Annotated in this window: 9 protein-coding genes; all 9 read left to right on the plus strand. The window is 62.3% G+C overall.

All coding sequences use genetic code 11. From position 1 onward, the window contains the following. Nucleotides 1-39: 39 nt before the first annotated feature. Entirely contained in the window at nt 40-387 is a 348-nt protein-coding gene (locus tag KRR26_RS34460; protein ID WP_217081916.1) for a hypothetical protein, read from the plus strand. Next, nucleotides 387-911, plus strand: a complete 525-nt coding sequence (locus KRR26_RS34465; RefSeq protein ID WP_217081917.1) for a hypothetical protein — start codon at nt 387-389, stop codon at nt 909-911. Before KRR26_RS34460 ends, KRR26_RS34465 begins: the two co-directional genes overlap by 1 nt. 648 nt (nt 912-1,559) lie before the next feature. Continuing rightward, nucleotides 1,560-3,089 carry a ThiF family adenylyltransferase gene (locus KRR26_RS34475; protein WP_217081919.1) on the plus strand — a complete coding sequence of 510 codons (1,530 nt, stop codon included), beginning with the start codon at nt 1,560-1,562 and terminating at the stop codon, nt 3,087-3,089. 176 nt (nt 3,090-3,265) lie between these two features. Beyond that, on the plus strand, nt 3,266-3,643 hold the full coding sequence (locus KRR26_RS34480) for a transposase (RefSeq protein ID WP_217081920.1): 378 nt from the start codon (nt 3,266-3,268) through the stop codon (nt 3,641-3,643). 1,037 nt (nt 3,644-4,680) lie between these two features. After that, on the plus strand, nt 4,681-6,165 hold the full coding sequence (locus KRR26_RS34485) for a DUF3375 domain-containing protein (protein WP_268905922.1): 1,485 nt from the start codon (nt 4,681-4,683) through the stop codon (nt 6,163-6,165). Beyond that, nucleotides 6,149-6,853: a DUF4194 domain-containing protein gene (locus KRR26_RS34490; RefSeq protein ID WP_217081922.1), complete on the plus strand. Its 705-nt coding sequence runs from the start codon at nt 6,149-6,151 to the stop codon at nt 6,851-6,853. Before KRR26_RS34485 ends, KRR26_RS34490 begins: the two co-directional genes overlap by 17 nt. Next, a complete protein-coding gene (locus KRR26_RS34495; RefSeq protein WP_217081923.1) occupies nt 6,850-10,218 on the plus strand; it encodes an ATP-binding protein in 3,369 nt (1,122 codons plus the stop codon). Before KRR26_RS34490 ends, KRR26_RS34495 begins: the two co-directional genes overlap by 4 nt. Then, nucleotides 10,193-11,404 (plus strand): Wadjet anti-phage system protein JetD domain-containing protein, encoded by a 1,212-nt coding sequence (locus tag KRR26_RS34500; protein WP_217081924.1) that lies wholly within the window; start codon nt 10,193-10,195, stop codon nt 11,402-11,404. The genes KRR26_RS34495 and KRR26_RS34500 overlap by 26 nt, the downstream gene beginning before the upstream one ends. Next, nucleotides 11,352-11,609 (plus strand): integrase core domain-containing protein, encoded by a 258-nt coding sequence (locus KRR26_RS37915; protein ID WP_407931756.1) that lies wholly within the window; start codon nt 11,352-11,354, stop codon nt 11,607-11,609. Before KRR26_RS34500 ends, KRR26_RS37915 begins: the two co-directional genes overlap by 53 nt. The last annotated feature ends 520 nt before the right edge of the window (nt 11,610-12,129 follow it).

Raw genomic sequence — 12,129 nt, forward strand, 5'->3', positions numbered from 1 at the left:
GGGACTTTCCCCTGCCCAACAGCCAAGAGAGCCTAGCCTATGAGCCGGGAGAATCCGAAAGATCCGCAGCCCCCGCACGACAACGGCAACCACAAGGTGCACGTCACCGCCATCTACACCTCCACGGGCGCCGACGCGCATCTGGTGGTGGACGCGGATGTGACGCTGCGCGATGCCATTACCCACGCGTACGAGCGCCTCAAGGAGACCGCGCGCCCGGGCGACACCTACTTCGCCGTCCTGCCCAATGCGCCACGCTTAGCCCTCGCCCCCTACATCGACTACACCCTGGCTCGACTGCGCGATGAAGGGCTGGGCGTGCAACGGGAGGGACATAACAAGTCGACCCTATACCTGGACATCGACACCAAGCCGGGTGGTGCGTGATGGCGCTTATCGCGCCTCCCGCCGCGCTCGCCAAGGCTGCAGTGCAGCGATTCTTCACCACCGCCCCTTGGCACATAGCGATGGAGCGCTACGGATGGGAGCTCTCGATGCTCGATGAGCTCACGCTGATTGTCGGCCTCTGCGCCCCGGCCAAAGGGGGCGCAGCGGCCGAGAAGTACACCCTGCGCGTCACGTGTGACTACTACCCAGCGTACCCACCTGACGTGCGCTTCGTTAACCCCACCACCTTGCAGTACAATGCAGAACAGGACGTGCGGCATCTTGCGCACCTCGTTGCCCCATACTGCTACGTGCACGCAAGGTACCAAGGCGGCGGCGACTGGGTAGACTATCCATATTGCCCGCAGCTCGTCTGCTCGTCCCTGACCCTCGGCTACTACGCAAGCAACCACAGTCCCACCGAAGCCGAGCGTTGGCGCCCAAGTCGCGACACCATCTTCTCCAGCATCCAGGTCGTCCATCAGGCGCTGCACTCCGAGTACTACCAGGGGAGGATGGGATGAGCGCCTCCTCTTGGTGGGGGGGCCGCAAGCGACGCAATGGCCACCGAGGGGAGAAGGCCACCAAGTTGGCCTCTCCAGCGCCCATGCGGGCGGCTGCTCCTGCCGTCACCTCCAGTCCCCCGTCGCCTCCCTGCATGCACACTGCGGTGCTAGTTGTCCCGCGATATCTTGTGCACGCCACCTTTGACGCATTCCTCCCTTACTGGCGAGCGCGTGTGGAAACCGCGTGCTTCTGGTTCGGCGTGCGAGGTTCGGAGGGTCGACACACTGCCACCACGCTGGTGTTGCCTCGGCTGTACCAAACGTCGGGCAACTACTCCGTGGTGCCCGACACGTTAGGAGACGTTGCGCGCGCCCTACGCGCCCAGGGCTTAACCAACCTCGCACAGGTGCACACCCACCCGAGCGGCTGGGTAGGACATTCCTTGTACGACGACGCGCACGCTTACAGCACCCAGGAAGGAGCCCTCTCCCTCGTCTGGCCCCACTACGGCCGCACTCTGGATGTTGAGCTGTCAAGTGTAGGCATACACGAGCTGCGCAATGGGGCCTGGGTCCGTCTGAACTCGCAAGAAGCTGCGCAGCGCATTTCCCTCGTGGACTCTGTGGCCGACTTTCGCTGGGCCCCAAACGCAGGAGGAATCGCGGATGAAGAGTGACATGTCTTCCCGTCATCGCGGAGACTTGGCCGGCAAGCTACTCCACCTTCGTGCGCCCGCACGCATCGTCATCTCCGTCTCTGAGGAGGCGGCATGTAGCGGAGCTGGCCAGCATCTCACCTGGATGCTTGTGAACCTGTTAGCGCGCCAGTCAGACGAGGTGCAGGAAATGGTGCTGCGGATACCGCCTAATGTACCCGTTCATCCGCGCCTCTCCCCTTTGCTGCCCGAGGTAGGCACCCTCGATGAGTCCCTCGGGGCGGGCATCGCTCGCATTGCCCCTGGCCTTCTCGCACCTAAGGACGGCGCCCGGTGCACGGTGGGGGTGCGCGTTGGGCCCGGCCCCATTCCCGAGGGCGACTGGCGGCTGTCCACCACGGCGGCCGGGTGGGCGGGCTCCGTCGCCACAGCTCCCACCGACAGGGCTCCAGCGGGCAATAATCCCGTGGGTGCCTATGTGGCCGCATGTCTTTGCGCCGGTGAAGTCTTCAAATACGTGCGAGGTATGGCCGACGATGCAGGACATATGGCCGAGCGACTGTGGCTGAGTGCCGCCACGCTGCGCACCGCTCCTGACGAGGGGCCGTGCCTGCCAGTGGGTGAGGCGCCCGCCGCCATTCTCGTGGGCGTGGGTGCCGTGGGCAGCGCATTCCTGCACACCCTCTATGGCATCGAGAGTGTGAGCTCCCGACTCACCCTCCTCGACAACGACGCTGCGGGCGTGGACGTGACGAATCTCAATCGCTATGTCCTCTTCGCATTGGAGCATCTCGGGCGACCCAAGGCCAGCACGGCCCAGCACCTCTTTTCGCCCAGCCACTCCTGGTGCCTAGAAAGCTTCGACACCTCATGGCAGCAATGGATGCAGAGGCAGCCGCGTGAGGCGCCTCCTCCGCGACTCGTCCTCTCGGCCGTCGACAAGAATGTCCACCGCCACGCCATCCAAACGTCTCTGCCACGCCTCGTCCTGGGCGCCTCTACGGACGGAATGCGCGCACAGGTCAACCTGTACGACGTGCTCGACGGCGGGCCGTGTCTGGGTTGCTTCGCTCCGGCCGAGAGGGAGCCGGCTGACAAAGAGATGTTGGAGCGTCTGCGAGCACTGCCTGAGAGCGAGCGAAGAGCGAGGGCAGCCCAAGCGGGCTTTCACGCGGAGGACATCGAGCGATTCATTGCAGAGCCGCAGAAGAATTGCGGCGTCCTCTCGGGAGAGGCGCTGCGCAAGTTCACTGGAGCCCTTGAGGACAAGGAATGGTCGGTAGGCTTCGTCTCTGTTCTCGCCGGAGTACTTCTCGCAGCCGAATACCTGAAACTGGCGATACGTGAGGAGACGATTGTGCGCGCCCTCAATTCGCGTGACAACCTCTACCGATTCCAATTCCTACGCCCCGTCGCAGCCTCCAACACCACTGCCCAGAATCCCTACGACACTAGCTGCACCGTGTGCATTGGCCAGTCACTTCGAGAAAACGTCGCCCTGGTCTGGCCAACTCGTGAGCAATGGCCCAAAGACTTTTAGCTACGCCGGCAAATAATGCCTATGCCGCGCGTACATCCCCTCTGACCGGGGGGGGGAAGAACGCCACGGCACCGACGACAGCTCGCCCAGTCGCTCCCCTCGAATTGAGGGGTCCTCCGCCCCACGATTTCTTGAGACACCTCGCTGGGGGATAAACGCCCCTTCGCGAGTTGGACGTGAAGACGCAGCAGAAGCAGGACAAGACGGCAGAGCGCGGTCGGTTCTCGGCGAAGCGGAAAAAGAAGGCCGTGCTCCGACTGCTGAAGGGCGAGGAACTCGACGCCCTCTCTCGGAAGCTGTGTGTCCCGGCGGCCGTGCTGAGCGAGTGGCGGGAGAAGCTCCTGGCCGCGGGTGAGTCGGGATTGAAGAGCCGAGAACCGAAGCCGGCGGATAACGAAGTACTGCGGCTGAAGGCGATGGCGGGCGAGTTGATGATGAAGAACGAGTTGCTCGTGGAGAGGGCACGGCCGCTGGAGGGCAACGCACCGGGTTTCCCTGGAGGAAGTCGAGAGGATGAGCGCCCAGCTCTCGCCTTCCTGCAGCAAGCCCCATAGGCTGACACAGTGATGGCCACCTGGCGCGTACCGCGTGCCACGGTGAACCGCCACCGCGCTCGTCGTCGGGCCGGGGCCCTCGGGCAGACAAGCGTGGCCCCGGACCGCGCTCGCGGGCGAAGCGCTACGGAGGCCATCGCCTGCGTCCTGGCTGTCTCACGCTTCCTGGGCGAGGGGCACCGCAAGGTATGAGGTTCGTGGTCACCACCAGCGGCCTCACCGGCGAGTTGGTGCGCGACTTGATGGCCGAGACGCTCGAGGCCCGGTTCGGCGCGGGCTGCCGCCAGGTGCCACACCCCATTGAATGGCTTACCGATACCTGGCCCGCCTGGACAGCGCCGAGGTGGTTCTCCAGCAGCTGCCCCACTGGTTCAACGACTACGACTCCGTGCGCCCGCGCTAGTCCCTGAAGATGCGCTCCCCACGCGAGTTCCGGCGCGCGAATTCACCCCGCTGACCCTGTCCGATTTGACGGGGGCAACTCCAGCTACCTTCGAATCGAAAGCCCGCGTTCTTGGAAGTTCGTCTCAACAGCGCGGAGCTACGACTGGTGGAGATGCAGGCACCATCGAGAGTGCCTGAGCGGAGATAGGCGACTCGAGGTTGGACAATGAAGCTCCAGCCGAACCGCAGCCCACTGTGGATGCTACCTCGCAGTTCCTGGCCCAGCGGTACAAGTGGAAGCCTACGCCCGAGGACAAGCGAGCCCTTCTAGACGACGTGAACCAGCGCGTCGGCCGGGCGGCCCTGAGGTAGACCGACTCCCTCTCTTGGGACAGCGGAGCCTGCTCCGGCAGTAGCGCCCCACTCGCGTCGGGACCGGAGAGGCATCTCCCAGAGGTGTCTCAGGAGCCCCTGGGGCGGATGGAACCCCGCACTTTCATGACATTGGAAGCTCGAGAGTTCGCGCCGCTTCAATATTCTTTCTGCCTTGAAAATGCTGCCGCTGGCGCAGTCTGCCCCTACCCTACCTCTGTCGTTCCGTAGCTATGTCAGACCCGTTCGGTATGTAGTGCCCGATGCTGGAGGGTCACCTAATGCTCAGCAATGGAAGTGTCACGAGGGGGCCCCGCGGAATTGAAGCTCTACGCGGCCTCCGTAATCAGCCCTTGTGGCGCCTGCTGGCAGGCCTTAACGCGCCCGTCGTAATCGCCCTGCTTCAGGAGTTGCTCCTCGAAGGAGAAAAGATCATGGCGTCATCAGTGCTGGTAGAGCGTCTTGCTCGAGCACTGGTGGAACTGCGCGCAGCTGGCGAAGACTTGCCGCAAACAGCGCAAGCCTACATTGCGGACTGGCTTGAACAGGGCTTCCTTATCCGGCGCCTACCAGCAGGAGCGAGCGAGGAGCAGTATGAACTTAGCAGTGACGCTGCTCATGCTATCCGCTTTGTGTCGAGCTTGCGCGAGCGGCGGGTGCTGGCGACGGAGAGCCGCCTATCCACGGTAATGCAGCAACTGCTTAAGCTTGCCGAGGAGACAGACTCTAATCCGGAGACTCGCGTTGGCTCCTTGCTTGCCGAGCGCGAACGCATCGATCGGGAAATTGAGAATGTGCGCAAGCGAGGAGTCACACTCCTCGGCAACGAGCGCGCGCTCGAGCGAGCGCGAGAGATCATCGCTCTTGCCGACGAGCTCGCAGCCGACTTCCGGCGCGTTCGCGACGACTTCGACCAACTCAATCGCAGGCTGCGACACATGCTAGTCGAGAATGAAGGCAGTCGAGGCGACGTGCTCGAATCACTCTTTGCCGGCATCGATATTATCGGGGAGAGCGAGGCCGGCAGGACCTTTAGCGGATTCTGGAGGCTTCTCACCGCTCCAGAGGAGTCCGAGGCACTGCGCGAGGCGATTGATGCACTAAGCAACCGACCATTCGCACGCAACCTCCAGCCGCGCGAGCGCAAATTCCTCGTCCAACTTACATCCCTCCTGGTCGACGAAGGAAGTCGCGTCCACGAGGTACTGCAACATTTCGCGCGAAGCCTGAAGAGTTTCGTGCAGAGTCGCGAGTTTCTCGAACAACGCCGTCTACACATTTTGCTAAGGCACGCGACGCAAGCAGCGCTCGCCATTCACGACGTGGTCCGTCCGACTCGGGATCTCGAGTACGAGCTTTCCCTCACGAGCAGCCGCGTACGCTCCGTGTCGCAATTCGCTCTCTACAATCCCACAGAGCGCGTCGTCGACTCTGCAATCCGCGACGCTGAGTCCTCTGAGCTCGATCTCGCGACGGTAAGCGCTCTGGTTCGGGAGTCCGAGATTGACTTCCGCACGCTGCGCCACAACCTGCGAGTGCTGCTCGAACAGCATCCGCAAGTGACCATCGCGCAGGTTCTCGACCAATTCCCCGCCGAACAGGGGCTCGGCAGCATCGTCGGCTACGTCGCCCTCGGAGCGAAGCACGGGGAGTGCACGGACCAAGTCGAGACAGTGACCTGGCGGGGCATCGATGAACTGAGGCGCCGAGCGAGAATCCCGGCCATCTACTTTTCGAGGGAGTGCATCCATGAGTTCGTGGACTGATGGACCCGGCGCGGTCGGCAGGCTCTCTGACGACGACCGGACGACCGGCGCATTCACAGGAGATCTTGGTGAGCTACGGATTGAAACGCGCCGCGTGCTCGTGACGTTACTGCTCGGCCCTGCGATTGACGCACAGCGACAAACCAAGCTCTGGCCGGTCCTCCTGCGGGATGAAAGGATCCTGAGGTCGCGTCTCCACGAACTCTTTCTCGAGTTGGTGGTGGATCACGAGCAGCAAGTCGCCTTCACGCGCCAAGTCGTCTCAAACGAAATCGATGTACCTATCCTCCTGCGTAAGGCGTCGCTTACATTTCTCCAATCGGCGTTGCTGTTGTACCTCCGCGAACAGCTGCTTCAGGCAGAGGCACGCGGAGAGCGCGCCGTGGTCGCGCGCGACGAGATGCTCGAACGCCTCGCATTATTCGAGCCCGGCGGTACTCGCGACCACGCAAAGTTCGAGAAGCAGTCGGCTGGCGCCGTGGAACGCGCCAAGGAACTGAGCCTTCTCCGTAAGCTTCGAGGCGGGGAAGACCGATTCGAGGTTTCACCCACGCTCAAGCTCCTGTTCCCGGCCGAGGAAATTCGTGAGCTCACGCAGACCTACGAGCGGCTGCGCGAAATGAGCGCGGGTCAGGTGTCGATGGTTGACGACGAGGTCCCAGGTTCGGACGAGGAGAGAGAGGAATGAAGCACTCATCGCACAACCTACAACTGACACTTATTCCAGATGGCCGCGACGAGCAGTTTCGGCTCACACGCCTGCAGACCTTGAATTGGGGAACGTTCCGCGACCTCTGCGACATCCCCATCTCCGAGGTAGGCTACCTCTTCGTGGGGCCGTCCGGTTCGGGAAAGTCGACGCTCCTCGATGCACATACCGCACTGCTCACTCCACCGAAGTGGGTCGACTTCAACGTCGCAGCGCGAGAAGCGGAGCGCATGGGCAAGGATCGAAGCCTCATCAGCTATGTCCGTGGAGCCTGGGCCCAGCAAACCGGCGACAACGGAGAGGCCAGCGTGCAGTACCTTCGCTCCGGGACAACCTGGTCAGCCGTGGCCGAGACCTACCGCAATACTCGAGGCCGCGTCGTCGTTCTCGCACAGGTGCTGTGGGTTCGCGGCAATTCGTGTTCCCCGACCGATGTGAAGAAGCTTCACTTGGTCATGGAGCGTCAGTTCGACATTCGGTCACTCGAATTCTTCCCCAAGAGCGACTTCGATGTCCGACGCCTCAAACACGACATACCGGACGCGTTCGTTAGGGAAGAGTTCAGTGCCTATCAGGAACGCTTCCGAAGTCTGCTCGGTATCGATAGCGAGCGCGCGCTTCGTCTGCTGCACAAGACCCAGTCCGCCAAGAACTTGGGCGACCTGAATGCATTCTTGCGCGACTTCATGCTCGACCCACCTGAGACGTTTGCGACGGCAGATCGTCTCGTTGGAGAATTCGCCGAACTTCACGCCGCGCACCAGGCAGTGGTAGCCGCCCGGCACCAGATCGAAACACTCATACCCGCGCGAACAAGTCATGCCGCTCTGATCCAGACACGATGCGAGAAGTTGGCGCTCGACGAACTCACTGTCGGCTTTGACGCCTTCCGCGAGCAGAAGCGTAACGAGCTATTAATACAGCGCGCCAATGAGCTCTCCACCGAAACGGAAGGACTGCGCCAGGAATCGCTGCACCTCGCGACCAGTGTCGACGATGAGTTCCGCATCTTGACGATTCTCCGCTCGAAGCGGGACGGGCTGGGAAGCGACCTCGCGCGACTCTCCGAGCAGCTCGACACCGCCAAGAAGGAGCACCCGATTCGGCTACAGCGCCGAAGCCGCGCCATTGCTGCATGCTCGGCGATAAATCTCACTTGGCCCGAAAGCGCGGCGACATTCGTGCAGACCGTCGCCGAAGCGAAGGCGCGGCTCGAACAGGCCAGTGAAGTAAGCACCGATATCGAGAAGCGCGCAGACACACTGAAGGAACAGCGGCGGCAGAAGAGCGAGGAGTTTCAAGAGGTCCGCGCTGAGGTCGAGGCGATGGAGCGCCATCGCTCAAACATTCCTGCACAGATGCTCGCAATGCGCGACCGTATTGCGCAGGGAGTCGGGCTTGTAGAAGAAAACCTCCCGTTCGCTGGCGAGCTGCTCGAGGTCCAAACGGACGCATCGGAATGGCGCGGCTCGATCGAGCGCGTGCTTCACGGGTTCGCTCTCTCGATCCTCGTCGACGATCGCCACTATGCCACAGTGTCTTCGTTCGTGAACGAAAACGAATTCCGACAGCGCCTAGTCTACCTTCGACTGTTTCACCGCGACGATCGGAACTCGAGCGTCGGCGCCCACTCGCTCGTCCGGAAGCTCGCGATCGCGCAGGCCCCCCAGACGCAGTGGCTCCGACAGGAGCTCGCCGACCGATTCGACTACGAGTGCGCCGAAACCCTGAGCGCGTTTCGGAGTTCCGTCCGGGCCGTCACGCGGCAGGGGCAGATAAAACACAGTCATTCGCGCCACGAGAAGGACGACCGCCATCGCGTCGACGACCGCAGTCGCTGGGTGCTCGGCTTCGATAACCGTGACAAACTGAAGCTTTTCAAGGAGCGTGCCGGCACTCTCGGCATAGAGCTAGTGGAGCTTGGGCGGCAACTAGTGGAGACACAGCGCCAGGGAGAAGACCATCGGCAAGCACAGCTTCACTGCCAAACACTCGCAAATCTCAGTTGGGCCGAAGTCGATATGGAATCGCTCGTCGGACGGATTGCAAATCTGGAAGGGCAAATCACCAGAGTGAGGGCCGCGACTCCGGAGCTGGCAGAGCTTGAGATGCAAGTCGAGGCACAGGAAAAGCGCCACGCGGCGGTCTCGAAGAGGCACCAAACCGTCGAGGCGCGAAAGCTCCACGCTCAGAACGAGCGCGCAAAGATTGAACGAGCACAGGCAGGGATTGCACGCGAGTTGCTCCAAGTCACCCTCACGACTACCCAGGTCGCGGGACTTGGAGAACGATGTGCGAGCTCAAGCCGAAGGATGAGCCTCGAAACGTTGGACGCGGTGACGGCGGAGGTCGACCGCGGCATCCAGGCCGAAATCAAGCAGCGCGAGCTGCGCGTGGGCGAGCTTCGCCGTGACATTGAAATGCAGTTCTCTGAATTCAACCGAAGGTGGCCTGCCGAGAGCGGAGGCATCGACGCGACGTTGGATAGCGCCGAGGACTACTTTGGAAAATTGATGCGGCTCGAGAAGGACGGGCTACCTCGCTTCGAGGGACGGTTCATGCAGCTCCTGAGAGAGCAGAGCGATCAGAACCTCACACTCCTCTCGACTCGTCTCGACCAAGAGCGGACAGCCATTCGCGAACGACTTGAGCTGGTTAATGAGAGTCTTGAAACGACGGCATTCAATCCAGGAACGCATCTTATCATTGAGGCGCACGACCGTACTCTCGACGAAGTCCGGCAGTTCAAACAGGCGCTGAAGGGCGCACTCTCGCATTCGTTCAGCGACGACCCGGACGTGGCCGAGAAGCGATTTCTCGCGCTGAGCACCCTCGTGAAGCGACTCGGAAGTCAGGAGACGACGGACCGAAGTTGGCGCACCCTCGTGCTCGACGTCCGACTCCACGTAGAGTTCGTTGCGCGCGAGTTCGATGAGAACGGCATAGAGGTAGAGGTCTATCGAAGCGGGGCCGGCAAGTCTGGGGGACAGCGCCAGAAGCTCGCAGCTACCTGCCTCGCAGCTGCACTTCGGTATCAGCTCGGCGGACGAGACCGCTCTCTTCCCTCGTTCGCGACAGTCGTCCTTGACGAGGCCTTCGACAAGGCGGACCCCGAGTTTACGTCGATGGCGATGAACATCTTCGTGAGCATCGGCTTCCAGATGGTGGTCGCGACGCCAATGAGGTCCGTGATGACACTTGAGCCGTTCATCGGTGGCGCGTGCTTCGTTCACATCAAGGACCGAAAGAACTCCTTCTGCAAGCGGATCGACTATGACGCTGGCGAGAAGCGTCTCAAGCTGCCGGAGCAAGTCCGAGATGGCGAAAAAGCTACTGCTTCCTGAAGACGTCGTCGCGCAGCTTCGCAAGCGCTACGCGAGCCACCATCAGCACTGGCTCGTTGGACGGGGCGTGTGGCCCCTGTCGGTGGTCCTCGGTACGCCAATGGAGCGCGACGTCGCCGCGAATCCAGCCTCGGTGCGATCCTGGGCCGAAGCATGGAACCGGTGGACAGGCAGCGGCGCACTCACGTGGGTCGAGATGCAATGGCCAAAGCTCGGGAGGCAACGCCTTCCATCTCGGCTCGATATTGCGTCGCCTGTCGAGGCCGCACGCATCGTCGATGAGGGCATCCGCTTCATGCGCGCGGCTGAGAGACGGGACGACATTGCCCGGCGGTGGAGCCAGCTCAGTGGCGCCGACGTGCTCGCCCGATACTTCGACGTGCTCGCCGACTACACCGACGTGGAGTTCAGTCGTCTCGTGGGGCTTGTGTCTTGGCTCGTCGACAATCCACGGTCAGCATTATTCCTCCGGCAGCTTCCGGTGGAGGGCTTGGACACCAAATGGATCGATGCGGGTCGCCGCGCGCTCGTAGCTGACCTGCTCCGCACAATCCGCGGCGACGACGTCGGCGGGGATTTCTATGAAGTGTGCGGGATTCGCCGCCCGCCGCACCGCATCCGCATGCGCGTCCTGTGTCGTGCTCTACGGTCAACCATCGGCGGATTGCGCGACCTCGAGGCGCCTGTCGAAGAGCTCGCCGGGCTTCCGATCTCCGCCTCGTGTGTGCTCGTGGTGGAGAACCTCGAGTGTGGTCTGGCCCTGCCAGATATCCCTGGTTGCGTGGCGTTCATGAAGCTCGGGGCCTCCGTCAAATCACTCGCGGCGATTCCATGGTTGAGCGGCGTGCGCGCGATCTATTGGGGTGATATCGACACGCATGGGCTGGCGATTCTCGAACGAGCACGAGCGGCTTTGGGTGACGTGACTTCTGTGCTCATGGACGAGGTCACAATGCTGGCACACCGAAGACTTTGGAGCGAAGAGCCGGTTCAGCACGGCGAGGCCCCCCTTCCCGAGCTTACCGAGGCGGAGCGGCACATGTTCGATCGCCTGCGGGCCAACGCATGGGGGCGCAACGCAAGGCTTGAGCAAGAACGGATCCCCTGGTCGGACGCAGTCGAGGCCGTCGTCCATGCCTGTCAGGTCGCAGGAGGTTGGCTTTCGGTTGGCAGGCCAGTTCCCTGACGCCCGAACGCCCCCCGCGTACTCGCATGAGAACAACGGGATGGCGGAGGCCCTCGTGAAGTTCTTCAAGTACGACGACATCAACCTAAGTCGCCTGGACAGTGCGGAGGCCGTCCTTCGAGATCTATCCGCGCGGTTCGATGACTACAATCACATGCATCCCCACAAGGGATTGAAGATGCGCTCCCCATCGACTACCGAATAACAACTTCACCCAACTAAAAGTGTCCGACTTGACGGGGGCACCTCCGCGGGCCCCTCTGCCTCCGTAAGCATCCTCAGCTACCCCTCTGCCGAGTAGCACTGCCGGCCGTCCCCAGCTCACCATGCCCCGCCTCCGGCGGCCCCCTCTTTCGCCTTCTTCTCCATCACCAGACTCGCTTTCTATCCGAACGAGCCTGTCCGACTCTTCAGGGGCCACACCATTTGGCCACCTCACCTGGTCTGCCCTCGAAGGCATTGCGCGAGCAGTGCCCCTCCCTCCTGCACCTCCTCCTCTGAAACAGGAGGAGGAGTACTCGCAGGCCCGAGGGGCGCGGAAGGCTCCACAGCGCTCAACCCGACTCCCCCGGCGCGCCCAGTCCCGCAAGAATGCCTGCTAAACGACGAACCGTGATTCTCGAATGGTCTCATGCTGCGCGTCGAGTGGGAGCGACGCGCAGCAGCGGACTTGACGTCTGTTGCGCGTTGCGCGCTTCCAGGTAGGCATCCACCTCGGCCATGAG

Origin of the sequence: Citreicoccus inhibens (assembly GCF_019039035.1) — a bacterium.
Lineage (GTDB): Bacteria > Myxococcota > Myxococcia > Myxococcales > Myxococcaceae > Citreicoccus > Citreicoccus inhibens.